We start from the raw sequence: 23,417 nt of genomic DNA, 5'->3' as shown, positions 1-23,417 counted from the left end.
CGGAAAAACGGGAACCGCTTTTCCGCCAGAAATGATGCGACGACAGAAAAGAGGAGCGCGCTAGGGGCCGGTGCGGGCTTTACGGGCGCTTTCGATCGGGATGGCCGCATCACTATGATCGGGCAGCAGCTTCTGCGCCTTCTTCCGATCCGCATCGCGCTTCACTTCATAAAGCCTGCCCGCCATATAGGCGCCGGTCACGAACAGCGCGCCGGCGGGAAAGCGCATGATCAGTCGCTTGGCCCCGGCCCCGGCGATCAGGCCGACGACTCCCTTCTTGCCCGTCGCCGCCGCGACCCGTGCCGCAACGACCGTGGCCCCCAGCCGCGCCGCCTTTCTGAGCAGGCCGGCCTTTTTGGGCGGGCGTATCGTGACCAGCGGCGCGGCGGGGGTGAGCGGAGTCTTTTTCATAAGGCATCAATGTATCGAACCCCCGCCGGTTCCGCCATGTTGATGTGGATCAGACCATATTTTCGGGACGCACCAGCCGGTCGAACGTCGGCCCGTCCACCAGCCCCAGTTCCAGCCCGGCCTGCCTGAGGGTCAGCCCCTTCTTATGGGCATATTTGGCGATGGCGGCGGCATTGTCATAGCCGATCTCCGGCGCCAGCGCCGTCACCAGCATCAGCGAGCGGTCGACCAGTTCCGCGATCCGCGCTTCATTGGCGACCAGCCCCTCGACACAGCGGTCGGCAAAGCTCTCCATCCCCACGCTCAGCAGATGGATCGACCGCAGCACATTGGCGCCGATGAGCGGCATGAACACGTTCAGCTCGAAATGCCCCTGCATGCCCCCGATCGTCACCGCCTGCGCATTACCGATCACCTGCGCCGCCACCATGGTCAGCGACTCGCACTGGGTCGGGTTGACCTTGCCCGGCATGATCGAACTGCCCGGTTCGTTGGCGGGCAAATCCAGTTCGCCCAGCCCCGATCGCGGCCCCGACCCCAGGAAACGGATGTCGTTGGCGATCTTGGTCAGCGCCACCGCCAGCGTGCTGAGCGCGCCAGCGAAGAACACCAGCCCGTCCTTGGCCGCCAGTTGCTCAAACTTGTTGGGCGCGGCTTCGAAAGCGGTCCCGGCAATATCGCTGATCGCCGCGACCATATCCTCAGCCCAGCCTTCGGGAGCATTGAGGCCGGTGCCGACCGCCGTGCCGCCGATCGCCAGTTTGCGGATATTGCCGTTGAGCGCGCCCTCGATCCGCGCCCGCGCGCTCACCAGTTGCGCGGCATAGCCCGAAAATTCCTGCCCCAGCGTCAGCGGCGTCGCATCCTGCGTATGGGTGCGGCCGATCTTGACGATATGGCCCCAGCCTTCCGCCTTGGCGGTGAGCGCGCCGGTCAGCTTTTCCAGCGCCGGGATCAGCCGGTCGCGCGTCGCAATCACGGTCGCGACATGCAGCGCGGTCGGGAAACTGTCGTTGGACGACTGGCTCATATTGACATGATCGTTGGGATGGACCGGCGACTTGCCGCCGCGCGTGCCCGCCAGCTTCTCGTTGGCGAAGCCGGCGATCACTTCATTGACGTTCATGTTGGTCTGGGTGCCCGACCCGGTCTGCCAGATGACCAGCGGAAACTGATCGTCCAGCGCGCCCGACACGATCTGCTGCGCGGCATCCTCGATAGCGGCGACCAGTGTGGCGTCCAGCCCATGCTTGCCATTCACCCGCGCCGCCGCCTGCTTCACGATCGCCTGGGCATGGACGATGCCAACCGGCATCCGTTCGGCGTCGCCAAAGGGAAAATTCTCGATGCTCCGCTGCGTCTGCGCCCCCCAATAGGCGTCGGCGGGCACCGCTATGGCGCCGATACTGTCGGTTTCGGTGCGGGTGGCGGGCATTCTGGCAGGCTCCCGGTGGGGTTTGGATCGCGGATACAGGTGGCCATTGAAGGGTAAGCCACGGAAAACCAATCGGTCCGGGATATACCGGGTCGTCCGCGCGCCGAAACTTCTCAAACTTCTCCTGTGTGCGCCTTTGCATGTTTGCGGAGGATAGCGGAGAGGTGGCGTGTAGGACAGGGGGCGGGGTGACGGGAAGGTGCCAACTTAAGTCGTTGGACGGCGATTTGCCTATGCTTAGAAGCGGACGTTCAAATTTTTGCCCAAATTCGAGACATTTCTGCTGTCCCGATCGATGCGTAGAACGGCTACCCTGCTCTCCCTAAAGCCAGCTTACTTGTTCCAGCCGTCGACAATGGATTGTGCGGATCGCTTGGCAGAGGCGATGCCATCCTCCTTCATGTATGCCGCTACTTGATGGAGATAGTACGAGATTTTTTCTTTCGCGAAGCCGCCATTGTTAGCTGGCGGGGTAGCAAAGCCATGCCGATGCAGCTTATTCATTACCACGTTTAGATTGGCGATGACCGCTGGATTGGTGAACATACTGCTGCTGTTGTCGAGCGAGTAAGCGGCAAGCGATACATCATTAGTCAAAGCCTCAAACGGGCTCAGCCTGCCTCGCTTCGCCAGCCAACGACGAACAAACACGGTTGCGACGCATCCAAGCACGAAAAACGCGACGGCTAAAAACCAATCCGTCTGCATGATCCTGAAGAGCCAGTTTGGCAATGAGCGGACCAGCGGGTTTGTTGCGTAGCTGGTGAGGTTGGATTGCATCTCGCTTGCGGACTGGTTCGCCATAAAAGCGATCAACGCCAGCAAGGGCGATCCCACAAAGACGATCAGTTTCCAGAAGTTCTTCATGTGTCCCCAGATACTCCCTGCTCCAAAGCGTAAATCGGTGCATGGAAAATACCAAGTAATTAACCTATGCGTTCGCGCGAAAGATCGCAGTTGAGGCGCGTTGCGGTCGTCTGTTTTGACCAACCCGCTCGGCAGCTTCTCTCAAGGCCCGACGTCCGCGGGGAATGTTTTGAACAATCGGGGCTGGTCGGTGAGTGCGCGCCAGCGGCAGGTGTCGCCATATCATCGTTCCGGACCGGACATTCGCCTACCGGCCAAAGATCGACGCAGCCCCCTCAACCGGCCGCGCAAGCGCGCGACGCGCCGCCCGCCGCCTACTTCTTCTTCCCGAAGTCCACGGTCACGACATTGGAGCCATCTTCCGCCACCACTTGCGGGCCGTCATTTTCCGCTTCGTCATGGGGCTGCGGCAGTTCGTCGGCGGCGACCTGGAATTGCAGCGCGAAGTTGACGGCGGGATCGACGAAGGCGGTGATCGCGCTGAAGGGGATGTTGAGGTGGGCCGCGACCTGATTGAAGGTCAGGCTGACCTCGAAATGGCGGTCACTGACCTTCAGGTCCCAATATTTATTTTGCAGGACGATGGTCATCTCGTCCGGGAAGCGCTCGATCAGATGCCTGGGGATATCGACGCCGGGCGCCTGCGTCTTGAAGGTGATGTAGAAATGGTGCGCGCCGGGCAGGCCGCCGGTCTGCTGCACCTCGCCCAGCACCCGGCCGACGACCGCGCGCAGCGCCTCCTGCACGATTTCGTCATAGGGAATCAGGCTGTCGGGCAGATCATCGCTCATGGCCCAATGTCCTAACGGCGCGAAACAGGCGGTCAACCCCTGCAAGAGCAGATTGCATGACGCGCGCCACGCGCTATAGGGCGGCCATGCGCACGGCCGAGATTCACCGCAACACGGCGGAAACCCAGATCGACGTCACCGTCAACCTCGACGGAACGGGCCTTTATACGGTGTCGACGGGCATCGGCTTCCTCGATCATATGATCGAGCAACTGTCGCGCCACTCGCTGATCGACATGACCGTCAAGACGGTGGGCGACCTGCATATCGACCAGCATCACACGACCGAGGATACCGCCATCGCCATCGGCGAGGCGCTGGCCAGCGCGCTGGGCGACAAGCGCGGCATCAGCCGCTATGGCAGCGTCTATTCGCCGATGGACGAGACGCTGAGCCGCGTCGCGCTCGACATTTCGGGCCGCCCCTGGCTGGTGTGCAACCTGCCCTTCACCGTCACCAGGATCGGCGAATGGGACACGGAGATGGTGGAGCATTTCTTCCACAGCTTCGCCCAGGCGGCCGGGATCACGCTGCATATCGAACTGCTCTATGGCAGCAACAACCACCATATCGCCGAAAGCGCGTTCAAGGGGCTGGCCCGCGCGCTGCGTCAGGCGGTGGAGATCGACCCGCGCAAGGCGGACGCGATTCCCTCCACCAAGGGCATGTTGTGACCCATATCGCCCTCATCGATTACGGCGCGGGCAATCTCCATTCGGTCCATAACGCCCTGCGCAAGGCGGGCGCGGACACTGTCACCATCACCGCCGACGCCGATGTCGTGGCGAAAGCCGACCGCATCGTCCTGCCGGGCGTGGGCGCGTTCCGCGCCTGCCGCGATGCGCTGGTCGCGATCCCCGGCATGGTGGACGCGATGACGCAGGCGGTGAACCAGCGCGGCGTGCCGTTCCTGGGCGTATGCGTGGGGATGCAGTTGCTGGCGGACGCGGGCGAGGAGTTCGGCCGGCATGACGGGCTGGGCTGGATTCCGGGCACCGTGCGCCTGATCGAACCGGCCGACGCGGCGGTCAAAGTGCCGCATATGGGCTGGAACGATGTGGTGCTGCACGGCGCGCCGCCCCTGATCGAAGCGGGCGAAGCCTATTTCCTGCACAGCTATCATTTCGAAGCGGCGGACGCGCGCCATGTCGCCGCGACGACCGACCATGGCGGGCCGCTGGTCGCCGCGGTCGCGCGTGACACCATCATCGGCTGCCAGTTCCACCCGGAAAAGAGCCAGCGCTACGGCCTGTCCTTCCTGTCCCGTTTTCTCGACTGGCGGCCCTGAGCCTCCGTTCGCGCAAAGGTTGAACCCATGTCCCTGATCGTCTTTCCCGCCATCGACCTGAAAAACGGGCAGGTCGTCCGCCTGGCAGAAGGCGACATGGACCGGGCCACCGTCTATGGCGACGATCCCGCCGCGCAGGCACTGCTCTTTGCGGAGGCTGGCGCCCAGCATCTCCATGTCGTCGACCTGGACGGCAGTTTCGCCGGGCATGCGGTCAATGCGCAGGCGGTCGAGGCGATCGTCGCCGCCTTCCCCGGCCATGTCCAACTGGGCGGCGGCATCCGCAACCGCGAATCGGTGGAGCGCTGGTTCGACCTGGGCGTATCGCGCATCGTCATCGGCACGGCGGCGCTGAAAGACCCCGCCTTCGTCAAGGCGGCGGCGCGCGACTTTCCCGGCGGCATCGTCGTGGCGGTCGATGCGCGCGACGGCTTTGTCGCGACCGACGGCTGGGCGGAAAAGAGCGACATGCCCGTGATCGACCTGGCCCGCCGGTTCGAGGATGCGGGCGTCGCGTCGCTGCTGTTCACCGATGTGGGCCGCGACGGGATGCTCAAGGGCTGCAATGTCGACGCCACCGTCGACCTCGCCCGCGCCACCGACATTCCGGTGATCGCCAGCGGCGGCGTGGCGGGGATCGCGGATATCCGCATCCTCAGCCTGCACGCCGACGACGGGATCGAAGGCGTCATCACCGGCCGCGCGCTCTATGACGGGCGGCTGGACCTCAAAACCGCGCTGGCGGTGGCGCAGGCGGCGGCATGACCGTCCGCACCCGTGTCATCCCCTGCCTCGACGTTGCCAACGGGCGCGTGGTGAAGGGCGTGAATTTCGTTGACCTGAAGGATGCCGGCGATCCGGTCGAGCAGGCGAAGCTCTATGACGCGGCGGGGGCGGACGAACTCTGCTTCCTCGACATCACCGCGACGCATGAGGCGCGCGGCACCATCCTGGACGTGGTGCGCCGCACGGCGCAAGTCTGCTTCATGCCCGTCACCGTGGGCGGCGGGGTGCGCACGCCGGAAGATGCGCGCGCGCTGCTGCTGGCCGGGGCGGACAAGGTGGCGGTCAACAGCGCGGCGGTCGCCCGGCCCGAACTGGTCGCCGACATTGCCGACCGCTTCGGCAGCCAGTGCATCGTGGGGTCCGTCGACGCGCGCAGGGTGGCGGAGGGCCGCTGGGAAATCTTCACCCATGGCGGGCGCAAGCCCACCGGCATCGACGCACTGGAACACGCCTTGCGCCTGGCGGAACTGGGCGCGGGCGAACTGCTCGTCACGTCGATGGACGGCGACGGCACGAAGCAGGGCTATGACCTGGCGCTGACCCGCGCCATCGCCGATGCGGTGTCGGTGCCGGTGATCGCCAGCGGCGGCGTCGGCACGCTCGACCATCTGGTCGAGGGCGTGGTGCAGGGCCATGCCAGCGCGGTGCTGGCTGCCTCCATCTTCCATTTCGGCCAGCATACGATCGCGCAGGCGCACCGCGCGCTGGCGGCGGCGGGCGTGCCGGTTCGAGCGGCCTGAAACGTCGATTTACTTTACAGTAACCATGATCTCCGATCCGGCGTTAACCAGTATGGGCGCGGGAAATGCTGGCCTTTCCGCCTGATGGCACAAAGCCTGCTTAACCTTCGTTCAGGGTCGCAATCAACCATCACAGGTTCGACGCAAAACGGGGTGAAGTGATATGAAATTGACCAAGATGCTGCTGATGGCCGGCGCCGCCGGTTTGATGGGCGCGGCTGTGCCGGCGCCCGCCAACGCCACTTTCTGGTGCTGGTTCGGCAAGTGCGGCGGATCGTCCAGCGGCGGCACGACGACCAGCAGTTCGGGCGGCACCACAAGCTCGTCGGGCGGCACGCCGACGCAAGTGCCGGAGCCGGAACAGATGGCCCTGTTCGGCATGGGCGCGGCCGTTCTGGCCGGCCGCATGTTCCTTGCGAACCGCAAGCGCAAATAATCGATTGACGGGTCGCGCGCGTGGCGCTTGATGCGCTCCCATGCGTGCGACCCTTCATACCCTTGAACAGACCATCCGCCAACGGCGGAGCGCTGATCCGTCGGCATCCTATGTCGCGAAGCTGACCGCCAGGGGCCGCGCCAAGATTGCGCAGAAGGTCGGCGAGGAAGCGGTGGAGACGGTGATCGCCGCGATGGCCGATGACCGCGATGGCGCGATCAGCGAAAGCGCCGACCTGATGTTCCACCTGATGCTGTTGCTGGCCGACATGGACGTGCCGTTCGACGCGGTGCTGGACGAGCTGGACCGGCGCGAAGGCGTGTCGGGGATCGCCGAAAAGGCCGCACGCCCGGCCGACTGATCGCCTGACCGGGAAAGATGTTGCCCGCCCTGCGTTGATGCGTCAGCTTCACATCAGGAAAAGGGGAGGCACTATGGTTCGTGCTCTGATCGGCGGCCTTCTGGGCGGCCTTGCCATGTTCATTACCGGCTTCATCTTCTGGGGCACGCCGTTGTCCGCACTGGCGCTGAGCCGCGTCGGCGACCAGGCCAGCGCCAATCTGCAAGCCGCGCTGGCACAGGGGCTGAACGCCACCGGCACCGGCGTCTATGTGATCCCCGATCCGGCGACGGCGCAGGGCACGGTCCTTTACGGACGTGGCCCGGTGGCGCAGATTTTCTATAACAGCAGCGGCTTTCCGGTGATGGACAGCGGCGCGCTGGTCGGCGGGCTGATCCTGTCGCTGGTGGTGGGCGTGCTGATCGCGCTGGCGCTGCGCTTTGCGCTTTCCGACTTCGCCAGCCGGGCGCGGATATCGATCCTGTTCGCGCTGGCGGCCGCATTGTGGATGCATGTCGGCCAGAGCGTGTTCAACCATGCGCCGTGGGGCTATATCCTCTACCTTGCCTTCAGCGATTTCGTGGCGGTGGCCGCAGCGGGACTGATCGCCGCGAAGCTGATGGAGACAAAGGCGCAATCCGTGCCGGGCGAATCGCTGCACTGAGCAAGATCTCAGGCAAGTTCTTCGGCCATTCGTATCATGCAGGCGGCATGGCGGCGCGCGACTGCCATCCGGTCCGCGCCATAGCCGCCGCCCATGGTGCTGGCGACCGGCACGCCCCGCCTCCGCGCCTGCCGCATCACATAGCGGTCGCGCATGTCGAGGCCCGCATCGGTGAGCGCCAGCCGGCCCAGCCGATCTTCGCCATGCGGATCGACCCCCGCCTGGTAGAGGATAAGGTCGGGCGCGAAATCATCGAGCACGCGCGGCAGGATATCGGACAACACCGCCTGATAGGTCGAATCGTCGGTGCCATCCGCCAGCCCGATGTCGAGCGTCGAGCGCGCCTTGCGCACCGGAAAATTTTTTTCGGCATGGATCGACAGGGTGAAGATATCGCTGCGCCCCGCCAGCAGCGACGCGGTGCCATCGCCCTGATGCACGTCGAGGTCGAGGATCAGGATGCGCGCGGCGTCCCCCTCCGCGATCAGCCGGTTGGCAGCGATGGCGAGGTCATTGAGCACGCAATAGCCCGCCCCGCTATGGCCAAGCGCATGATGGCTGCCACCGGCCGCATTGGCGGCATAGCCATGGATTTGCGCCAGCTTCGCGGCCATCCATGTCCCCCCTGGCGACAGCAGGGAGCGGCGCATCACCCGATCGGTGACGGCAAAGCCGATCCGGCGCTCCTTTTCCGGCGGCACCGACAGGGTCAGCACTTCATCCACATAGGCGGGATCATGCACCGCATCGATCCATATGCGCGGCATCGCCTGCGGTTCGTGCAGGTGAAAAACCGCGTCGCTTTCCCGCAACGCTTCCATCACCAGCCCATATTTGTCGAAACGAAAGGCGCTGCCGGCTGTTGCAGGAGAGACATAGGCAGGATGGTGAACAACGTGCAGCATGATCTTTTCCCGCTATCGCGATTTGAACCGTGGCGGCTTTGCGCTATCTGGTCCAGCATGAACCGTCCTGATTTGATCCGTTTCCCGCTGCTGGCGCTAGCTGGCCTTGCTGCCATGCCCCTGTCCGCGCAGACGCCGCCGCCCGCCGTCGCGCCGACGATGGCCCCGCCAACCGTCCAGCCCATTCCGGCGCCGCCGCCGCCGGTGCCGATTCCCGCGCTGTCCCCGGCGCAGGAAGCCTGGGCCAATGGCTGGCTCCAGACCGGCGCGGCGCAGGGGCTGATGGCACGGCAAAGGGCCAGCGCGCCGCTCAAGGGCGAAGCGCTGGTCAACGCCCTGCTCGACCGCGCCAAGGCGCTGGGCACCGGCCGGGTCGACAGTGCCGACTTCCTGGAGGTATGGGCGCTTCGCCCCGCCGCCATCGATCCGCGCCCGGCGCTTGCCAAGGCCGTGAGCGAGGACAAATTGCCCGCATGGGCCAGCACCCTGACCCCGCCCTGGGCCGGTTACGAGACATTGCGCAAGGGCCTGGCCAAATATGAGGCGATTCGCGACAGGGGCGGCTGGCCGACGCTGACCGCCAGTTCCGCGCCCGATGTCGTGCGCGCCCGCATCGCGCTGGAAGATCCGGCCGTCACGCGCGAGGAAAAGCTGGTCGACGTGATCCAGCGCGCCCAGCGCCGCTATGGCCTGGAACCCACCGGCCAGCTTGGCGCGCGGACGCTGGAAGCGCTCAATGTCGGCGTGGACGACCGGATCGCCGCGATCATGGCCAATATGGAGCGGTGGCGCTGGATGCCGCGCAGCCTGCCGGTCAATCGCGTGCAGGTGAACATCGCCGCCGCCGTGCTGACCGTGTTCGAAGGCGACCAGCCGGTCACGTCGATGCGCGCCGTCACCGGCAGCCCGACCAACCAGACGCCGATGCTGTCGTCCAGCATCCATTCGATCGTGGTCAACCCGCCGTGGAACGTGCCCATGTCGATCGCCAATCGCGAACTCTTCCCCAAGGGGCGGGCGGCGCTGGCGCGGCAGGGGTACAAGATCATCAAGACGCCCGAAGGCGGCGAGCGGATCGTCCAGCCGGCCGGGCCGAACAGCGCGCTGGGCCGGTTGAAGTTCGACTTCAACAATCCCTTCGCGGTGTACCTGCACGACACGCCTTCGCGGGGCAAATTTTCCAGCTATGACCGGCTTGCCAGCCATGGCTGCATCCGGCTGGAAAAGCCGGTGGCGCTGGCCGAACGGATGGTCGCGGCCGATCCCAGCCTGAACGGCCAGATCCAGACGCTGATCGACGCGGGCAAGACCCAGCGTGTGTCCTTGCCCAGCCAGGTCGCGGTCTATCTGCTCTACTGGACCGCCTTTGCCGGCAATAACGGCACGGTCAGCTTCCGCGCCGATCCCTATGGCTGGGACAAGCTGCTGGCGCAGAAGATCGAGGCGTCGAGCCGCCGCGCCGATCCGACCGCCATTGCATCCAACAGTATCGCATCGAAGGATTGATCCATGCGCAAAATCGCTCTTGTCGCCCTTGCCGGCGCGCTCGCTCTGGCCGCCTGCGGGAAGAAGGAAGAGGATGCGCCGGCCGCGACCAACAATCTGGTCGAGCCGCCGGTCGAAAATGTGATCGTCGACGAACCGGACGCACCGCTGCCCGAAGTGCAGAACAACGCCGTCGCGACTCCGCCCGCCCCGCCCCCGTCGATTTCGGAACAGCAGCAGATTCAGGATGATGCCGAAGCGACCGGCATGACAGCGCGCCTGCCCGAAGGCGGCGAACAGAGCCAGTCGGCGGACGGGACGAGCATGACCGGCGAGTAAAGCCCATCGCCCCGGTCTTGGACCGGGGCGGCGGCTTTGCTATATTGCGGTCATGGATCGCCGCAATTTTACGAAGTTCGCTTTAAGCGGACTCGCCTTTTCGTTTCTGTCGGACAGCATGGGCCGTGCGGCCCTGCCGCTGTCGCCGGCAGAGGGTCCTGGGGCTGAACCCGCGCGCCCTGCCCCGGTTCCCGCGACGCCGCGCGCGGTCGCGCAAAAACCCTATGCCCCGCTGCTGGAGCGCGCCAAGGCCGCGCTGGACCGCCATGCCGGCGCGCTTGAACTGCGTGACCGGCTGGCGATCGTGGATTTCGACGCGCCATCGAAGGACATGCGGATGCATATCGTCGACCTGATCGGCGGGCAGACCAGTTCCTATCTGGTCGCCCATGGCCGGGGGTCCGATCCGGCCCATTCGGGATGGCTGCACAGTTTTTCCAACCAGCCCGATTCGCTGGCCAGCAGTTCGGGCGCGTTCAAGACCGGCGAGATGTATTTCGGCCAGCATGGCCGGTCGATGCGCCTGCTGGGCCTCGACCCGCAGAACAGCAACGCCGAAGCGCGCGCCATCGTCGTCCATGGGGCCGATTATGTGAGCGAGGATCATGTCGCCGCCTGGGGCAAATGCGGCCGGTCGGAGGGCTGCTTCGCCGTCGCCCCGCATATCGTGCCGCAGGTGCTGGGCCTGCTGGGTCCGGGGCGGATGCTTTACGCCGACAAGCTGGGCATGGCCTGACTCAACCGGCCGTACCGCTCATCGCGTCGAGCGTGGGCCGGTTGCTGGCGTCGATCGATCCGTCGGCAATCATCGCCTTGCCCATGGTGAGCGCTTCTTCCAGCATCCCTTCCTCGGTCGAGGTCTGGCCCGCGCCGATCAGGGCGGACAGCAGGATATTTCTGGCGGCGGGGTCGCCCGGCTGCTCTTCCACCCCCTTGCGCGCCAGCGGCAGCGCTTCGGCATAATAGGGATCGGCCCCGGCGCGATCATGGTCCGCCAGCCTGTGGTTGCCGATCTGGATCAGGATGCCGGCCAGGATGTTGCGGCTGGTCGCATCGGCCGGTTTCGCTTCCACTATCCTGCGCCAGTGCGGCAACGCTTCTTCATAGAGCGGGATCACCTGGTCCCTCTGCCCCAGCGCGCCATGGGCAGCGGCGGCCGCGTAGAGCGCGTTGGCGAGGAAATGCACATTGTCACTATTGGCCGGGTCAGCCTCGACCGCGGTGCGGATGGCGGGCAGGGCAGCGTCATACTGCGCGGCGGCGGTTTCATTGTCGCCCTTCTGCTGCGCGGTCTGGCCAGCAGTGAAGGCGGTGACGGCGCGGTTGAAGGCGATGATTTCGGCCTGGGTCAGGTCGCGCGCGACCGGCGGCGCCTGCTCGGCCGGGGGCGATTCGACCGGCGGGGATTCCGGCGGTGGCGCGGGGGGCTGGGCGAGCGCCAGCGGCGCGGTCAGCGTCAGAAGGGCGGTCAGGATCGACCTGCTCAGCATCGGGGCCAAGGTCTGTGTCTCCTCATGGCGTGAAATGGCGGGGCGCGTTGCGCGCTTATCGCATTGCACAATGACCGAAAGGCGACGGCGGTTCCAGCCTTCAGCTACGGCTGAGCGCGCAGAAGGTGGCGGCCGTAGCGAAATCGGCCGCGCGGCGGGCAGCGCGGGCGGCGGCTTCGGCATCCTCGCCCCATTGTTCGACCTGCCAGGCTTCGTCGATTTCCGCCGCCTGCCAGAGCCGGTCGCGGTCATGCCCGCCTTCGACCAGGGCAAGGCCGCAGACCAGCGATCCGCTCAGCGTCACCACCGTCGACAGGCCGCACAGCGTGAACGGGTCGAGCGCGGCGACCGCCGCTTCCAGCCGGGCCAGCGTCTCGGCGGGCTGGGGCACCGGGATGATCCCCTGCGTCACGGCAAAGGCGACATCATAGCGCGCGCGTGCCCAGTCGAGCAGCGCGTCCCATGCCGCCGCCTGGCGCGCGACCAGCGTATCGGGGCCATGGGCACGATAACAGAGCAGGTCGCTCTGCCCATAGCGCGCCACGTCGGCGGCGAAACCGGCCTGGTTGGGGACGACATGGTCGATCGCCGCATTGGCGAGGCCGGTCATCGGCATGGCGGCCGGGTCGATCATGTCGCCCTGCGCCTGCCATTCGGCGGCGACGGCCTGCGCCAGTGCCGGGGTCGGCAGCACCAGCAGCGCGCGGGCGGGGGTGCGGACCGGGCGGCCGTCGAGCTGGATCGCGAAGCCGGTTTCGGCGGGCACGATCGTCACGTCGCTGTAGAAACGCTTCATTGCGGCGGCCTCTGGCGGAACAGCGCCAGCAGCAGGCGCGGCACGACCACGAACTGGAACAGGCCGGTGACGACCATGATCGCGCCGAACGCCTTGGCCCGGTTGCCCTGCACCCAGTCGAACCGCTGCATGATGGCGAGGAAACCGAACATCACGATGAAGGCGCCCGACAGGCGGAACAGGCCGATGGCGAAATGACGCTGGCGCGCGACCTGTTCGGGGTCGGTCGGAGGAGGCGAAGGCGAGTCGGTCATGGCGCGCCGATATGGCCGCGCAAGTCCAGACTGTCCATCGCCACCGCATGGGCGCCGGCCGCGACAAGTTCGTGCGGCGGATGATAGCCCCAGGCGACGCCGATCGTCCGCACGCCGGCCGCCAGTCCCATGTCGATATCGAAACTGGTGTCGCCGATCATCACCGTGCTTTGCGGCGTCGCCCCCGCCTCCGCCATGGCGGTGTGCAGCATCGCGGGATGCGGCTTGGACGGGTGGCGGTCAGCGGTCTGGAGCGTGACGAAGCGGTCGATGATGCCATGGTGGGTGAGGCAGAGGTTGAGGCCACGATCGGACTTGCCGGTCGCCACCCCCAGCAGCCAGCCCGCCGCGTCCAGATCATGCACCAGGTCCGCCATGCCGGGATAAAGCGGTTCCGACACCGCATGCTCGCGGCGCAGGGTGTGGAAGGCCAGCTTGTAGCGTTCCGCCAGATGATCGTGGAAATCGCGATCCGCATCCGGCAGCAGCCGCGCCATCGCGACCGGCAGCGACAGGCCGACGGCCGACAGGATCGCCGGCCGGTCTGGCGGGGGCAGCTTCACATCCTCGAACGCGCGGACCATCGCCGCGCAGATATTATGCTGGCTGTCGACCAGCGTGCCGTCGCAATCGAAAACGACGAGGGGGTTGCTCATGCGGTGCGGCTGCTCCCGCGCGCGCGCCGCTCGCCCTTCCGGTCCTTGCGGACCTGCTTGGCGTGCTGGCGCGCGAACTTCTTTTCATCCTCGCGGGTGGGGGTGCGGTCGATCTCGTCATCGAGCGGCATGTCGCCGAGGCTGAGGTCGAAGCCCAGTTCATGCAGGCTGTTGGCGAAATGCGGCGGCAGCTCCGCCATCACGTCCACCCGGCCGCCATCGGGATGATCGACGCGGATGCGGCGGGCGTGCAGGTGCATCTTGCGGCTGATCGTGCCGGTCAGGAAAGCGTCCTTGCCGCCATATTTGCCGTCGCCCACGATCGGGAAACCGATCGCGGCAAGATGCACGCGCAACTGGTGGGTGCGCCCGGTATAGGGTTGCAGCTCGACCCAGGCGGCGCGGTTGCCCGCGCGCTCGATCACGCGATAGCGGGTGCGGGCGGGCAGGCCATCGGCTTCGTCCACATGCATCTTCTCGCCGCCGGTGCCCGGCTGCTTGGCGAGCGGCAGCTCGATCATGCCATCGTTGATCGAGGGCACGCCGATCACCAGCGCCCAATAGACTTTCCGCGCGGTGCGGCTGGAGAACGCCTTGGCGAAATGGGCGGCGGCACGGCTGGAGCGGGCCAGCAGCAGTGCGCCCGATGTGTCCTTGTCCAGCCGGTGGACCAGCTTGGGCCGCGAATCGGCGTCGAACAGCAGGCCGTCGAGCAGCTTGTCGACATGCTCGTCGGTCTTGGTCCCGCCCTGGGTGGCAAGGCCCGGCGGCTTGTTGATGACGATCGCCTGCGCGTCGCGGTGGATCACCATGTCCTGCGCATAGGCGATTTCGTCCGGGGTCAGGTCGATCACGCGGACGCGCCTGGGCTTGTCCGCCGCTTCGGGCCGGGCTTCGGCGGGGGGGACGCGGATGGTCTGCCCTTCGACGATGCGGTCGCCCGGCGCGGCGCGGGCGCCGTCGACGCGGAGCTGGCCGGTGCGCGACCAGCGCGACACCAGGTTGAAGCCGACATCGGGCAGATGCCGCTGGAACCAGCGGTCGAGGCGGATGCCGTCATCGTCGGCCTTGACCCGGAACTGGCGCACGTCGAGCGACACGCCCTTGGCGGGATTGGGCCTGGCGGGGACGGATGCCACCTTGGCCGGGGCCGGTTTTGCGGCGGCGGATTTGGCCGCTGCCGGGGCCTTGGGCCGGAAGGCGGGCTTGTCGCCGTCGCTCTTGCGCGGGCCGGATGGCTTGCCGCGACCGGGCGCGCCGCCGGGCTTGCGATCGGCGAACTTGCCCGTGGAGGGGCGGCCGGCCGCAGGCTTGCCGCCAGCCGGCTTGCCACCGCGCGCGCCCGTGCCACCCCTGGCGGGAGGACGCCCCTTCATGCCGCGACACTCCGCATCAGGCCAAGGCCCAGCGCCAGCGCGGCGATCGCGCCGACCACCGATGCCAGGGCATAGGCCAGCGCCAGCGCGACCTGGCCCCGTTCGATCATCAGCAGGGTTTCCAGGCTGAAGGCGGAGAAGGTGGTGAAGCCGCCCAGCACGCCCACGCCCAGCAACAGGCGGATCGGTTCAGCCGAAAGGGCGCCGCCGCGCGCCAGCCAGCCAGCCAGCAGCCCCATGGCGAAGCCACCGATCAGATTGGCGGCAAATGTGCCCCAGGGCCAGGTCGTGCCGGGCGCCATCTGCACGGCGAAGCGGCCCAGTTGATAGCGCAGCGCAGCGCCGATCGCGCCGCCGCCCATCACGAGAAAGATATTGGTCATGGAAAACGCCCTATAGGCAAAGTGCCAAAGGGGAAAGGACGCAATCAGGCGGCGATCGGAGCGCAAAGCGTGACAGCGAGTGGTACAGCTAGAACGCAATGACGACAGATTGATCCGCTGCGCTCGCAAGGACGGATCAAGCCTGTGTCATCGGCCTCATGAAATGCATGGCGCGTCGGGGGCAGCAGGCCGCAACAATGAGCGGACATGGATAAGTCATTGTAAATATTATATAAATTAAAAATTCCATGATCCCGCCGGGATCAGCGGGCGGAGGGGATGCGCCACATAGCCGCCGGCCGCGTGAAGCTGACCCCGCCCTTATCGTCCCCCGCCCTTATCGTCCCCCACCCTTATCGCCCATTGTCGGCGATGATGTCCACGCTGGTCTTGCCGCCCGGCGCATCGGTGAAGAGGATGAAATAGGCGCTGCCGTCCGACCCGCGTGTGCCGCCCAGCACATGATCGCCGCCCAATATCCGGTGTTCGCCATCATAGCCGGCGCGGCGGGCGAGCGTATAATAATAGTCCATCACCCCCTGTCGCGGCGCGGGCGTGACGAAGCTCGCCGCGCGCAAGGTGCAGCCGTCGGTTTCCGCGCCGGCCGCTTCGGTCAGTTGCGCGCCGGGGTACAGGGCGAAGGGTTCGGGCAGGCGCTGCGCCCATTCCATGCCATAGGCCAGCTTTTTCGCGCAGCCGCCCGTGCCGCCGCGCCGCACCGCCTGTTCGCGCGCGACCGCGCCCAGCGTCACCGTCGACGCCAGCGCTTCGCCCTCGCTGGCGGCAGGCGCAGGCATCAGCTTGCCGCCGACGGCCTTCAACGCCGCCGCCTGCGCCGCGCCGGCATCGCCCGCCAGCACCGGCACCGCGCCATTGGCGGGCCGGTCGGCCGGGCGCACGGCGTTGCGGTTGGACTGGCCCACCAGTTGCGGATCGACCAGGATCGGGTCGGCCAGCGCGCCCTTCAGCGCCGGGTCGGCGGCATTGCTGGTCAGTTGCGCGTCGAGCGCGGCGAGGCTGGCATCCTTGTCGCCCTTGCCACAGGCGGCGAGCGCCAGCACCAGGGACAGCATCCCGACAGACCGCATATATGCCATGTTTCACTCCCTCGCCGCCCAGTTGTGCACGGGAAGCCTTGCTCTATTCTTTAGGATGGGGGCCAAACTGGCTGATTTTTCGACGAAAGGCCAGTTTGGTGTCACTGGCATCGCAGCCCTGTCTTGCTCTGGGACAGGTTGAAAGCCATGTGTGAAGCATGCTGAACCTTCTTTCCGGCTTCATCGGCCTCGTCGCCCTCATCCTGATGATCCCCGCCGTCATCCCGCTGCTGGGCGCGCTCAACTGGCTGTTCGTGCCGCTGGCGTTGCTGGGCGCGTTCATCGGCATGCTGTCGTCGAAGAAGGGCGGGCAGAATTTCTGCCTGATCGTCGCCGCCTTCGGCGCGCTGCGCCTGTTCCTGGGTGGAGGCATCATCTGATCGCCGACCAGACCCAGCAGGGCGCGGGCGCGGTGCGCAAGGGATTGATGGCGGGCCTTGCGGCCTATGGCCTGTGGGGCCTGCTGCCGCTTTTCTTCCGCCTGCTGCACCATGTCGATCCGGTCGAGATCGTGACCCAGCGCATCCTGTGGTCATTGCTGCTGATCCTGTCCCTGCTGGCGCTGCGGCGCGGCCTGCCCGCCTTTTTCCTGGTGCTGCGCGACCGGCGGCTGGTGCTGGCGCTCACCATATCGGCCCTGATGATCGGGCTGAACTGGCTCACCTATGTCTGGGCCGTCAATCAGGGGCATGTCCTGGCCGCGAGCCTGGGCTATTTCCTCAATCCGCTGGTCAATGTCACGCTGGGCGTGCTGGTGCTGAAGGAAAGGCTGCGGCGGCCGCAATTGCTGGCCATCGGGATCGCGGCGATCGGCGTCGCCATCCTGGCCGCGTCGGCGCTCACGACCCTGTGGATCAGCCTCACCCTCGCCATCAGCTTTGCCTTCTATGCGCTGGTGCGCAAGCTGACGCCGGTTGCCCCGATGGCCGGGCTGGGCGTGGAAACGGCGCTGCTCGCGCCGCTGGCGGTCGGCTATCTGGTCTGGGAAGCGCAGCATGGCGGCATCGGTTTCGGACAGGACATGGCCACCACCAGCCTGCTGATCCTGGCGGGCGCCGTGACGACCGTGCCGCTGCTGCTGTTCGCGGTCGCCGCTCAGCGTCTGCCGATGGCGATGCTGGGCCTGTTGCAATATATCACGCCCATGCTGCAATTTTTCTGCGGCGTGCTGTTGTTCGGGGAAAAGCTGGGCCTGGGCCAGATGCTCAGCTTTGGCCTGATCTGGGTCGGCCTGATCCTCTTTGCCAGCGACGGCATCGCCGTTGCCCGGCGCAACCGGCTGGCGACCGCCTGATCCGGCCGGGTTTCAGGCGAATTGCGTCGCCTCGAACCGCACCGGCTCGCCGATGGCGGCATCGGCCAGCGCGTCTTCCCACATCACGCGGTTGCCGCGGATGATGGTGCCGACCGCCTTGCCGGTCAGCTCCATGCCCTCGAACGGCGACCAGTTGCAGCGCGAGGCGAGCCAGTCGCTGCCCACGGTCCAGCGCTTCTTGAGGTCGACGATGGTGAAATCGGCGTCATAGCCCTTGGCGATCCGACCCTTCCCCGTCAGGCCGAACACGCGCTGCGGCCCCGATGAGGTGAGTTCGATGAAGCGGCGCAGCGACAGCCGCCCCTCCGCCACATGGTTGAGCAGCAGCGGCACCAGCGTCTGCACGCCGGGCATCCCGCTGGGCGAAGCGGGATAGGTTTTGGCCTTTTCCTCGATCGTGTGCGGCGCATGGTCGCTGCCCAACACGTCGGGCACGCCCTGACCCAGCCAGAACCACAGGCCGTCGCGGTGCGCGGCGGACCGGATCGGCGGGTTCATCTGCGCATAGGTGCCCAGCCGCGGATAGGCATCCTCCCCCGCCAGCGTCAGATGCTGGGGCGTCACCTCGCAGGTGGCGATGTCCTTGTTCTGGCCGATATAGTCCAGTTCGGCAGGCGTGGTGATGTGCAGGATATGGATGCGGCGGCGCGCCTGGCGGGCGAGCGCGATGATCCGCTTCGTGGCGATCAGCGCGCTTTCATCGTCGCGCCAGACCGGATGGGAGGACGGGTCGCCCTCGACCCGCAAATCCTTGCGCGCGTTCATCCGCGTCTCGTCCTCGGCATGGATGGCGACGCGGCGGGTGCCGCTGGCCAGCACGCGGGCCAACGCCTTGTCATCGTCCACCAGCAGGCTGCCAGTCGACGCGCCCATGAAGATCTTCACCCCCGCCGTGCCGGGAATCCGCTCCAGCTCTTTGAGTTGCTCGGCATTGTCGGCGGTCGCGCCGACATAGAAGGCATGGTCGCACCACATGCGATGATGCGCGCGGGCGAGCTTGTCATGGACCCGCTCGGCGGTGTCGGTGTTGGGATTGGTGTTGGGCATTTCGAACACGGCGGTAATGCCGCCCAGCACTGCCGCGCGGCTGCCCGATTCCAGATCCTCCTTATATTCCAGCCCCGGTTCGCGGAAATGGACCTGGCTGTCGATGCAGCCGGGCAGCACGTCGAGGCCGGTGCAGTCGATCACCTCGCCCGCGTCCCCCAAGGCCGTGCCGATCGCCACGATCCTGCCGGCGCGCACGCCCACGTCCACGCGCTCCGCGCCGCCCGGCGTATGGACGGTGCCGTTCTTCAGGATCATGTCGAAGGTCTGGGTCATGCGGATATTCCTATATTCCGTTCGCGCGGACGGCTTGGCTAAGTCGTGCTGCCGTCCTACCTAAAGCCGATGATTGGCACCACCCTGCGCGACCGCGCGATCTTACGAATTTCGGGCGCGGAGGCGAAACCCTTCCTGCAGGGCCTGCTGACCCGCGATGTCCTGACGCTTCAGCAGGGGCAACCGCGCTGGACGGGGCTGCTGACGCCGCAGGGCAAGGCGCTGTTCGACTTCATCCTGTGGGCAGAGGACGACGATGTGCTGCTCGATTGCGAGGCGGCGCAGTCAGATGCGCTGGCAAAGCGCCTGACCCTCTACCGCCTGCGCCGGAAGGTGACGATCGCCCGCGACGAATCGCTGGCGGTCCACTGGTCCCCCGATGCCGGCGACCAGCCGCTCGACCCGCGCCTGCCCGCGCTCGGCCATCGCTGGCTCGCCCCCGCCATGCCTGGCGACGCATCGGCCGCCTTCCGCGCGCATCGGCTGGCGCTGGGCGTGTTCGAAGGGGTCGCCGAACTGGGGCAGGACCAGCTTCTCTGGCTCGAAACCAATGCCGGCGAACTGCACGGCGTCGATTATGACAAGGGCTGCTATGTCGGCCAGGAAAATACCGCGCGGATGCATTATCGCAACAAGGTGAGCCGCCGTCTGGTCGCCGTGCCGCTGGACGAGGCGGACGAGAAACGCCAGCGCGCCGCCCTGCCCGACCTTAACCTCTCGATCGAACTGCGCCGGGTCGAAACGCTCGATCCTGTCACCCTGCCCGGCTGGCTGGCCGCCGCGATCGCGGATCAGGCGGCGGAATGAAGCGCCGCATCCTTGCCGTGATGGGGGCGCTGGTCGTCGCCTTCACCCTCGCCGCCCCGGCGCGGGCCGACACGCGCTGGACGCTGGTGAAAAGCCATCCGCATGACGCGACCGCCTTTACCGAGGGTCTCTTCTATCTTGACGGCGCGCTCTATGAGAGCACCGGGCTGGAAGGCCGCTCCGACATTCGCAAGGTCGCGCTCAGGACCGGCAAGATATTGCACCGCCGGATCATCGAACGGCCCTATTTCGGGGAAGGCATCGTCAACTGGAAGGACAGGCTGGTCAGCCTGACCTGGCGCCATGGTCAGGGCTTTGTCTGGCGACTGAGCGACTTCGCCCCGCTTTCGGGCTTTCGCTATGATGGCGAAGGCTGGGGCCTGACGCAGGATGGCACAAACCTGATCATGAGCGACGGCACCGCGCAACTGCGCTTCCTGGACCCCGACAGCCTGGCCGAACGGCGGCGCGTCACCGTGACCTGGAACGGCCGGATGGTCGATCGCCTGAACGAGCTGGAATATGTGAAGGGCGAGGTCTGGGCCAATATCTGGTACGACACGCGCATCGCCCGGATCGATCCGGCGACCGGCGCGGTGATCGACTGGATCGATATCGCCCCGCTGCGCAAGGCCGCAGGCGTGACCGACAGCGAAGCGGTCGCCAACGGCATCGCCTATGACGCAAAGGCCGACCGCATCTTCATCACCGGCAAGAACTGGCCCAAGCTGTTCGAGATCAGGGTCGGCCAGTAAAGCATCGTGCGGAAAAGCGGGAACCGGCTTTCCGCCGGACATGATGCGAAAACACGAAAGCGGAGCGCGCGATCCGCGTCCGGCCAAAGGCAGCGTGCTCCAGGCCGCCTCAGGTCAGTCCGCGCACCAGTCTATCGCGGTCCGTGACCAGGGGCGGGCATGGCCCTTGAGGATCATGAGCTGGCTCAGCGACACGCCATCGCGGGTCAGGATGCGGGATGCGGGATCGGGATCGGTGGGATCGGGCACCGCTTCGAACGCGCCGCCGTTCATCATCGTGGCCAGCGCGGCGCGGCCCTGGCGGGCGCGGGCGCCTTCCCGTTCGCATAGCGGCGCGGTGAGGCTGGGGACGCTGAGGTCGGACAGATGATAGCGCCGGCCGCGCCAGGCATAGGTATCGGCGGACAGGACGCAGGCATCGCCGCCAGGATCGTCGCACAGGGCGAATGTGGCCGAGATGGTGGCCGGCCCGTCCGCCCCGCCCCGTTGACCGGCCCCCGGCAGTGCATCCTTCAACAGGAACATCACCCCTGCCGCCAGTGCCAGCGCGGCCAGGATCATGCCGACCGGCACGACGCGCGCGCGCTCTTCCTGCTTGTCATTCAGCCAGGCGCCCGTTTCATCCGGACGATCGCCGACATCATAGAGATTGCGTGCCATATTCCGTCCTGTTCCGATCGACCCTTATCAGCAACTATGGAAAATTTTGGTTAACTACCCCGCTATCGTCCATGGCTTGACGCACGCGCGGGGCCATGATGAAGTCGCCGCCCACACGGATCGGAGACGGCATGAGCGAACCCTGGCTATATGACGAGCATCCCGCGATGATCCGGGCGCACCCTTTCCTGTTCCTGCTGCTGCTGCTGTCGGTCGTCGGCATCCTGGCGATCGGCGTGTGGTGGGTGCTGCACAAGGGCGAGCGGCTGGCGCTGAGCGAGCGCGAGGTGTTGCTGGAGCGCGGGCTGCTGGCCAAGCAGCGGACCGAGATCGCGCTGACCTCTATCCGGTCGGTGCGGATCACCCAGAGCCTGGGCCAGCGCATCTTCGGCGTCGGCCATGTCGAACTGTTCAGCGCCGGCGATGTCGCGGAAATCGCGATCAAGAATATGCCGCGCCCCGACCGCATCCGTGCGATCGCGGCTGCACGCAAGCTCGACCTGTTGCCACAGCGATAAGGGCGCGCGGTTGGAGAGGCAGCGCTTTTCCCCCGGATAACAGCCGAAAAACAGGGGGTGGGTGCGCATCCCCGCCGCCGGTTTCATATCGCGGTTGCGAGAAGATTATGCCCAGCCCCTTGACTTGGCCGCATTTATTTCAACGATAGTGTAACCAGAAGGGCGCCGGTCGAGCGCCCGATCGCAAGAGGACGCCATGTGAGGAACGACCGTCCACAAAGGTGTGGACGGCGCTCAAAGGGGTGTCGCCATGGTTGGCTTGCGAGTGATGCCGTCTTTGCTGGACCTGACCGCCGATCAGCGCGCGGAAATCCGCCACGCCTGCGGCTTTGCCTGTGTGCGCTGCGGCGTCACCATCTATCGCTATCTGGGCCTGCCCGACGGGCCGGGCGCGACGCTGCTCTGCCCGACCTGCCACGGGCTGGTGGAGGAAGGGCGGCTGACCACGACCCAGGTGCACAGCTTCCACGCCAATCCGGTGGTCCGCCAGCGTCATTTTTCGCGCGACCGGCTGCCCTTTTCGGCGGAGTTGCCGCAACTGATCGTCGGCGGATCGCGGCTGCTGCGCGACACGCCGATCCCGATCACGCTGGAGGGCGAGCCGATCCTGATCTTCGCGCCGCCACGCCGGACCAATGGCGCGACCCGGATCAGCGTGCGGCTGGGCAATGCGGAAGGCGAAGCAACGCAGATCATCGACGGCAATGAATGGAAGCCGACCAACGGCAGTTGGCATTTCCTGCTGCGCGGCGACCGCTATTCGATGATGGCGGCGCGCGGCGATGGCCTGTGCGTGTTGCGAATCGTCGCGCGCAACCGGATCGCGGTCGAACATCTGCGCACCACCATCAACGGCCGCCGGCTGGAGATCACGCCCGACTGGCTGGAGATTGACGGCAAACGCCATGTCGACCGGATCGGCAGCGGGACGCTGATCGGGCTGGAGCTTTAGAACGGGATGACGGCAGATTGCCCCACCGCGTCCTTGCGCGCGCAGCGGGCCGAAGGCGGGTGAAGCCCGACCGATCCGCCCCGCGCCCGCAGCGCCGCCAGCACGTCACCGGCCAGCCGCGCATAGTCGGCGCAGGCGCGTTGCAGCGCGGCTTCGGCTCCGTCGCCGCGCAACCGGCCGAAACATTGGCGGTTCTGCGCCGCGCGCATCTGGCGCAGGCGGTCGCGCGCATCGGCGGCCAGCCCCAGATGCGGTTCTGCGCGCCGCCAGGCTTCGGCCGCGCTGAAGATGCGGCGGCCCGGATGCATGCCAGGGTCGCGCCCCGCCGCCGCGCCCAGCCGGTCGATCCGCCCCGCTTCCACGATCAGGTCGGTCAGGAACAGGTCGAGTTCGCGCAGCCCGTTGCCGATCAGCCTGGCGGACATGGCATCGCGCCGCCGCGCCGCCGCGTGCGGGCAGGCGCCCAGCGACAGGCCGTTGGCCAGGAACGCCGCCGCCCGCTCGATCCGCGCGACCTGCCCCGCTATCTCGGCGCAGCGGTCGCGCAT

The 23,417-nt window shown here is 66.5% G+C and carries 31 protein-coding genes; 16 read left to right on the top strand and 15 right to left on the bottom strand.

The window, feature by feature from the left end:
- Positions 1–60 precede the first annotated feature (60 nt).
- From Q4610_RS05575 to Q4610_RS05560, 4 genes are all read right to left on the bottom strand, one after another.
- A complete protein-coding gene (locus tag Q4610_RS05575) occupies positions 61–411 on the bottom strand; it encodes a hypothetical protein (protein ID WP_304535010.1) in 351 nt (116 codons plus the stop codon).
- A gap of 49 nt (positions 412–460) precedes the next feature.
- On the bottom strand, positions 461–1,846 hold the full coding sequence (gene fumC, locus Q4610_RS05570; RefSeq protein ID WP_304535009.1) for a class II fumarate hydratase: 1,386 nt from the start codon (positions 1,844–1,846) through the stop codon (positions 461–463).
- A gap of 333 nt (positions 1,847–2,179) precedes the next feature.
- Complete coding sequence (locus Q4610_RS05565) at positions 2,180–2,713, bottom strand: hypothetical protein (protein WP_304535008.1); 534 nt, start codon at positions 2,711–2,713, stop codon at positions 2,180–2,182.
- 314 nt (positions 2,714–3,027) lie between these two features.
- Positions 3,028–3,504 carry an SspB family protein gene (locus tag Q4610_RS05560; RefSeq protein WP_304535007.1) on the bottom strand — a complete coding sequence of 159 codons (477 nt, stop codon included), beginning with the start codon at positions 3,502–3,504 and terminating at the stop codon, positions 3,028–3,030.
- 86 nt (positions 3,505–3,590) lie between these two features.
- On the opposite strand from Q4610_RS05560, the gene hisB reads away from it, so the two are divergent.
- The 7 genes from hisB (at position 3,591) to Q4610_RS05525 (ending at position 7,758) form a co-directional block, all read left to right on the top strand.
- Positions 3,591–4,178: an imidazoleglycerol-phosphate dehydratase HisB gene (hisB, locus tag Q4610_RS05555; protein ID WP_304535551.1), complete on the top strand. Its 588-nt coding sequence runs from the start codon at positions 3,591–3,593 to the stop codon at positions 4,176–4,178.
- Positions 4,175–4,792, top strand: a complete 618-nt coding sequence (hisH, locus tag Q4610_RS05550; protein WP_304535006.1) for an imidazole glycerol phosphate synthase subunit HisH — start codon at positions 4,175–4,177, stop codon at positions 4,790–4,792. Before hisB ends, hisH begins: the two co-directional genes overlap by 4 nt.
- A 27-nt stretch (positions 4,793–4,819) precedes the next feature.
- The gene (gene hisA / locus Q4610_RS05545) at positions 4,820–5,557 is read left to right on the top strand and encodes a 1-(5-phosphoribosyl)-5-[(5-phosphoribosylamino)methylideneamino]imidazole-4-carboxamide isomerase (RefSeq protein WP_304535005.1); all 738 of its coding nucleotides are present in this window, start codon (positions 4,820–4,822) and stop codon (positions 5,555–5,557) included.
- A complete protein-coding gene (gene hisF, locus Q4610_RS05540; RefSeq protein ID WP_304535004.1) occupies positions 5,554–6,318 on the top strand; it encodes an imidazole glycerol phosphate synthase subunit HisF in 765 nt (254 codons plus the stop codon). The genes hisA and hisF overlap by 4 nt, the downstream gene beginning before the upstream one ends.
- Before the next feature lie 163 nt (positions 6,319–6,481).
- Positions 6,482–6,754 (top strand): PEP-CTERM sorting domain-containing protein, encoded by a 273-nt coding sequence (locus tag Q4610_RS05535; protein WP_304535003.1) that lies wholly within the window; start codon positions 6,482–6,484, stop codon positions 6,752–6,754.
- A gap of 40 nt (positions 6,755–6,794) precedes the next feature.
- Positions 6,795–7,115 carry a phosphoribosyl-ATP diphosphatase gene (locus Q4610_RS05530; protein WP_304535002.1) on the top strand — a complete coding sequence of 107 codons (321 nt, stop codon included), beginning with the start codon at positions 6,795–6,797 and terminating at the stop codon, positions 7,113–7,115.
- 73 nt (positions 7,116–7,188) lie between these two features.
- Positions 7,189–7,758, top strand: coding sequence for a hypothetical protein (locus Q4610_RS05525; RefSeq protein WP_304535001.1), 570 nt, complete (start codon positions 7,189–7,191; stop codon positions 7,756–7,758).
- Between the two features lie 8 nt (positions 7,759–7,766).
- On the opposite strand, the gene Q4610_RS05520 is transcribed toward Q4610_RS05525, so the two are convergent.
- Positions 7,767–8,663: a histone deacetylase family protein gene (locus tag Q4610_RS05520; protein ID WP_304535000.1), complete on the bottom strand. Its 897-nt coding sequence runs from the start codon at positions 8,661–8,663 to the stop codon at positions 7,767–7,769.
- A 57-nt stretch (positions 8,664–8,720) separates the two neighbouring features.
- On the opposite strand from Q4610_RS05520, the gene Q4610_RS05515 reads away from it, so the two are divergent.
- Genes Q4610_RS05515 through Q4610_RS05505 form a run of 3 tightly spaced genes read left to right on the top strand, consistent with a single transcriptional unit; the run spans position 8,721 to position 11,223 of the window.
- Positions 8,721–10,169, top strand: a complete 1,449-nt coding sequence (locus Q4610_RS05515; RefSeq protein WP_304534999.1) for a L,D-transpeptidase family protein — start codon at positions 8,721–8,723, stop codon at positions 10,167–10,169.
- Between the two features lie 3 nt (positions 10,170–10,172).
- Positions 10,173–10,487 (top strand): hypothetical protein, encoded by a 315-nt coding sequence (locus Q4610_RS05510; RefSeq protein ID WP_304534998.1) that lies wholly within the window; start codon positions 10,173–10,175, stop codon positions 10,485–10,487.
- A gap of 52 nt (positions 10,488–10,539) precedes the next feature.
- Complete coding sequence (locus tag Q4610_RS05505) at positions 10,540–11,223, top strand: murein L,D-transpeptidase catalytic domain-containing protein (protein ID WP_304534997.1); 684 nt, start codon at positions 10,540–10,542, stop codon at positions 11,221–11,223.
- Position 11,224: 1 nt separating this feature from the next.
- Here the strand turns inward: Q4610_RS05505 and Q4610_RS05500 are convergent, their stop codons facing one another.
- The 7 genes from Q4610_RS05500 to Q4610_RS05470 form a co-directional block, all read right to left on the bottom strand.
- Positions 11,225–11,977: a tetratricopeptide repeat protein gene (locus tag Q4610_RS05500; protein ID WP_304535550.1), complete on the bottom strand. Its 753-nt coding sequence runs from the start codon at positions 11,975–11,977 to the stop codon at positions 11,225–11,227.
- Between the two features lie 100 nt (positions 11,978–12,077).
- Positions 12,078–12,773, bottom strand: coding sequence for an ATP12 family chaperone protein (locus Q4610_RS05495; RefSeq protein ID WP_304534996.1), 696 nt, complete (start codon positions 12,771–12,773; stop codon positions 12,078–12,080).
- Positions 12,770–13,027 (bottom strand): hypothetical protein, encoded by a 258-nt coding sequence (locus Q4610_RS05490; RefSeq protein WP_304534995.1) that lies wholly within the window; start codon positions 13,025–13,027, stop codon positions 12,770–12,772. The genes Q4610_RS05495 and Q4610_RS05490 overlap by 4 nt, the downstream gene beginning before the upstream one ends.
- Positions 13,024–13,683: an HAD-IA family hydrolase gene (locus Q4610_RS05485; protein ID WP_304534994.1), complete on the bottom strand. Its 660-nt coding sequence runs from the start codon at positions 13,681–13,683 to the stop codon at positions 13,024–13,026. The genes Q4610_RS05490 and Q4610_RS05485 overlap by 4 nt, the downstream gene beginning before the upstream one ends.
- Complete coding sequence (locus Q4610_RS05480; RefSeq protein ID WP_304534993.1) at positions 13,680–15,059, bottom strand: RluA family pseudouridine synthase; 1,380 nt, start codon at positions 15,057–15,059, stop codon at positions 13,680–13,682. The genes Q4610_RS05485 and Q4610_RS05480 overlap by 4 nt, the downstream gene beginning before the upstream one ends.
- Positions 15,056–15,442, bottom strand: a complete 387-nt coding sequence (gene crcB / locus Q4610_RS05475) for a fluoride efflux transporter CrcB (protein WP_304534992.1) — start codon at positions 15,440–15,442, stop codon at positions 15,056–15,058. The genes Q4610_RS05480 and crcB overlap by 4 nt, the downstream gene beginning before the upstream one ends.
- Positions 15,443–15,795: 353 nt before the next feature.
- Positions 15,796–16,539, bottom strand: coding sequence for a hypothetical protein (locus Q4610_RS05470; protein WP_304534991.1), 744 nt, complete (start codon positions 16,537–16,539; stop codon positions 15,796–15,798).
- A gap of 158 nt (positions 16,540–16,697) precedes the next feature.
- Between Q4610_RS05470 and Q4610_RS05465 the strand changes: the two genes are divergently transcribed.
- Positions 16,698–16,919: a hypothetical protein gene (locus tag Q4610_RS05465; protein WP_304534990.1), complete on the top strand. Its 222-nt coding sequence runs from the start codon at positions 16,698–16,700 to the stop codon at positions 16,917–16,919.
- A 47-nt stretch (positions 16,920–16,966) separates the two neighbouring features.
- Positions 16,967–17,833, top strand: a complete 867-nt coding sequence (gene rarD / locus Q4610_RS05460; RefSeq protein WP_304534989.1) for an EamA family transporter RarD — start codon at positions 16,967–16,969, stop codon at positions 17,831–17,833.
- A 12-nt stretch (positions 17,834–17,845) separates the two neighbouring features.
- Here rarD and Q4610_RS05455 read toward each other — a convergent pair whose 3' ends face one another.
- Positions 17,846–19,177 (bottom strand): dihydroorotase, encoded by a 1,332-nt coding sequence (locus Q4610_RS05455; protein ID WP_304534988.1) that lies wholly within the window; start codon positions 19,175–19,177, stop codon positions 17,846–17,848.
- Positions 19,178–19,246: 69 nt separating this feature from the next.
- On the opposite strand from Q4610_RS05455, the gene ygfZ reads away from it, so the two are divergent.
- Entirely contained in the window at positions 19,247–19,984 is a 738-nt protein-coding gene (gene ygfZ / locus Q4610_RS05450; RefSeq protein ID WP_304535549.1) for a CAF17-like 4Fe-4S cluster assembly/insertion protein YgfZ, read from the top strand.
- On the top strand, positions 19,981–20,739 hold the full coding sequence (locus Q4610_RS05445; RefSeq protein WP_304534987.1) for a glutaminyl-peptide cyclotransferase: 759 nt from the start codon (positions 19,981–19,983) through the stop codon (positions 20,737–20,739). The genes ygfZ and Q4610_RS05445 overlap by 4 nt, the downstream gene beginning before the upstream one ends.
- Before the next feature lie 114 nt (positions 20,740–20,853).
- Here Q4610_RS05445 and Q4610_RS05440 read toward each other — a convergent pair whose 3' ends face one another.
- Positions 20,854–21,399 carry a nuclease gene (locus Q4610_RS05440; RefSeq protein WP_304534986.1) on the bottom strand — a complete coding sequence of 182 codons (546 nt, stop codon included), beginning with the start codon at positions 21,397–21,399 and terminating at the stop codon, positions 20,854–20,856.
- Between the two features lie 131 nt (positions 21,400–21,530).
- Here Q4610_RS05440 and Q4610_RS05435 point away from each other — a divergent pair, with 131 nt between their 5' ends.
- Entirely contained in the window at positions 21,531–21,917 is a 387-nt protein-coding gene (locus Q4610_RS05435; protein WP_304534985.1) for a PH domain-containing protein, read from the top strand.
- Positions 21,918–22,167: 250 nt separating this feature from the next.
- Positions 22,168–22,869: a hypothetical protein gene (locus tag Q4610_RS05430; RefSeq protein ID WP_304534984.1), complete on the top strand. Its 702-nt coding sequence runs from the start codon at positions 22,168–22,170 to the stop codon at positions 22,867–22,869.
- Here the strand turns inward: Q4610_RS05430 and Q4610_RS05425 are convergent.
- A complete protein-coding gene (locus tag Q4610_RS05425) occupies positions 22,866–23,417 on the bottom strand; it encodes a hypothetical protein (RefSeq protein WP_304534983.1) in 552 nt (183 codons plus the stop codon). The genes Q4610_RS05430 and Q4610_RS05425 overlap by 4 nt on opposite strands.

The sequence above is a fragment of the Sphingobium cyanobacteriorum genome (assembly GCF_030580935.1).
Taxonomy (GTDB): Bacteria; Pseudomonadota; Alphaproteobacteria; order Sphingomonadales; family Sphingomonadaceae; genus Sphingobium; species Sphingobium cyanobacteriorum.
The sequence above is the reverse complement of the archived record's forward strand: the minus strand, read 5'-3'. Positions and strand labels throughout refer to the sequence as shown.

Bases quoted from the DNA above. Each gene is read 5' to 3' on its own strand.
- Q4610_RS05575 (WP_304535010.1), bottom strand. From the start codon at position 411: ATGAAAAAGACTCCGCTCACCCCCGCCGCGCCGCTGGTCACGATACGC.
- fumC (WP_304535009.1), bottom strand. From the start codon at position 1,846: ATGCCCGCCACCCGCACCGAAACCGACAGTATCGGCGCCATAGCGGTG.
- Q4610_RS05565 (WP_304535008.1), bottom strand. From the start codon at position 2,713: ATGAAGAACTTCTGGAAACTGATCGTCTTTGTGGGATCGCCCTTGCTG.
- Q4610_RS05560 (WP_304535007.1), bottom strand. From the start codon at position 3,504: ATGAGCGATGATCTGCCCGACAGCCTGATTCCCTATGACGAAATCGTG.
- hisB (WP_304535551.1), top strand. From the start codon at position 3,591: ATGCGCACGGCCGAGATTCACCGCAACACGGCGGAAACCCAGATCGAC.
- hisA (WP_304535005.1), top strand. From the start codon at position 4,820: ATGTCCCTGATCGTCTTTCCCGCCATCGACCTGAAAAACGGGCAGGTC.
- hisF (WP_304535004.1), top strand. From the start codon at position 5,554: ATGACCGTCCGCACCCGTGTCATCCCCTGCCTCGACGTTGCCAACGGG.
- Q4610_RS05535 (WP_304535003.1), top strand. From the start codon at position 6,482: ATGAAATTGACCAAGATGCTGCTGATGGCCGGCGCCGCCGGTTTGATG.
- Q4610_RS05530 (WP_304535002.1), top strand. From the start codon at position 6,795: ATGCGTGCGACCCTTCATACCCTTGAACAGACCATCCGCCAACGGCGG.
- Q4610_RS05525 (WP_304535001.1), top strand. From the start codon at position 7,189: ATGGTTCGTGCTCTGATCGGCGGCCTTCTGGGCGGCCTTGCCATGTTC.
- Q4610_RS05520 (WP_304535000.1), bottom strand. From the start codon at position 8,663: ATGCTGCACGTTGTTCACCATCCTGCCTATGTCTCTCCTGCAACAGCC.
- Q4610_RS05515 (WP_304534999.1), top strand. From the start codon at position 8,721: ATGAACCGTCCTGATTTGATCCGTTTCCCGCTGCTGGCGCTAGCTGGC.
- Q4610_RS05510 (WP_304534998.1), top strand. From the start codon at position 10,173: ATGCGCAAAATCGCTCTTGTCGCCCTTGCCGGCGCGCTCGCTCTGGCC.
- Q4610_RS05505 (WP_304534997.1), top strand. From the start codon at position 10,540: ATGGATCGCCGCAATTTTACGAAGTTCGCTTTAAGCGGACTCGCCTTT.
- Q4610_RS05500 (WP_304535550.1), bottom strand. From the start codon at position 11,977: ATGCTGAGCAGGTCGATCCTGACCGCCCTTCTGACGCTGACCGCGCCG.
- Q4610_RS05495 (WP_304534996.1), bottom strand. From the start codon at position 12,773: ATGAAGCGTTTCTACAGCGACGTGACGATCGTGCCCGCCGAAACCGGC.
- Q4610_RS05490 (WP_304534995.1), bottom strand. From the start codon at position 13,027: ATGACCGACTCGCCTTCGCCTCCTCCGACCGACCCCGAACAGGTCGCG.
- Q4610_RS05485 (WP_304534994.1), bottom strand. From the start codon at position 13,683: ATGAGCAACCCCCTCGTCGTTTTCGATTGCGACGGCACGCTGGTCGAC.
- Q4610_RS05480 (WP_304534993.1), bottom strand. From the start codon at position 15,059: ATGAAGGGGCGTCCTCCCGCCAGGGGTGGCACGGGCGCGCGCGGTGGC.
- crcB (WP_304534992.1), bottom strand. From the start codon at position 15,442: ATGACCAATATCTTTCTCGTGATGGGCGGCGGCGCGATCGGCGCTGCG.
- Q4610_RS05470 (WP_304534991.1), bottom strand. From the start codon at position 16,539: ATGGCATATATGCGGTCTGTCGGGATGCTGTCCCTGGTGCTGGCGCTC.
- Q4610_RS05465 (WP_304534990.1), top strand. From the start codon at position 16,698: ATGCTGAACCTTCTTTCCGGCTTCATCGGCCTCGTCGCCCTCATCCTG.
- rarD (WP_304534989.1), top strand. From the start codon at position 16,967: ATGGCGGGCCTTGCGGCCTATGGCCTGTGGGGCCTGCTGCCGCTTTTC.
- Q4610_RS05455 (WP_304534988.1), bottom strand. From the start codon at position 19,177: ATGACCCAGACCTTCGACATGATCCTGAAGAACGGCACCGTCCATACG.
- ygfZ (WP_304535549.1), top strand. From the start codon at position 19,247: ATGATTGGCACCACCCTGCGCGACCGCGCGATCTTACGAATTTCGGGC.
- Q4610_RS05445 (WP_304534987.1), top strand. From the start codon at position 19,981: ATGAAGCGCCGCATCCTTGCCGTGATGGGGGCGCTGGTCGTCGCCTTC.
- Q4610_RS05440 (WP_304534986.1), bottom strand. From the start codon at position 21,399: ATGGCACGCAATCTCTATGATGTCGGCGATCGTCCGGATGAAACGGGC.
- Q4610_RS05435 (WP_304534985.1), top strand. From the start codon at position 21,531: ATGAGCGAACCCTGGCTATATGACGAGCATCCCGCGATGATCCGGGCG.
- Q4610_RS05430 (WP_304534984.1), top strand. From the start codon at position 22,168: ATGGTTGGCTTGCGAGTGATGCCGTCTTTGCTGGACCTGACCGCCGAT.
- Q4610_RS05425 (WP_304534983.1), bottom strand. From the start codon at position 23,417: ATGCGCGACCGCTGCGCCGAGATAGCGGGGCAGGTCGCGCGGATCGAG.